We start from the raw sequence: 311 nt of genomic DNA, 5'->3' as shown, positions 1-311 counted from the left end.
CTGATTCCGGTATTATCCGTCTGGATCGCCAGACCGGTGAATTTGCTTTGTGTAAAGAGCAGGCCGGTAAAGTTGAATGTGCGGAAACCAAACCGGCACAGCTGAGCAATGACGAGCGCACACTTCTGCTGGAAAAGCAGGTCGCCGATCTGACCGCCCGTATCGCCCAGCTTGAAAAAACAGGCGTTGCGAACAGCACATTGCCGAGTGAAGAAGAATTTGAAAAGGGATTGGGTTATATGGAGCGCTTCATGCGTTCTTTTATGGGCGTGGCCAAGAGCCTTGATGAGCCTGCCGCAACACCAAACCGC

At 52.4% G+C, this 311-nt stretch carries 1 protein-coding gene; it reads left to right on the top strand.

The window, feature by feature from the left end:
• On the top strand, positions 1 to 311 hold a 311-nt coding region (locus tag HBA93_RS20190), incomplete at both ends, for a hypothetical protein (protein WP_221724464.1).

The sequence above is a fragment of the Ochrobactrum sp. SFR4 genome, from assembly GCF_019730395.1.
Classification (GTDB): Bacteria; Pseudomonadota; Alphaproteobacteria; order Rhizobiales; family Rhizobiaceae; genus Pseudochrobactrum.
The sequence above is the reverse complement of the archived record's forward strand: the minus strand, read 5'-3'. Positions and strand labels throughout refer to the sequence as shown.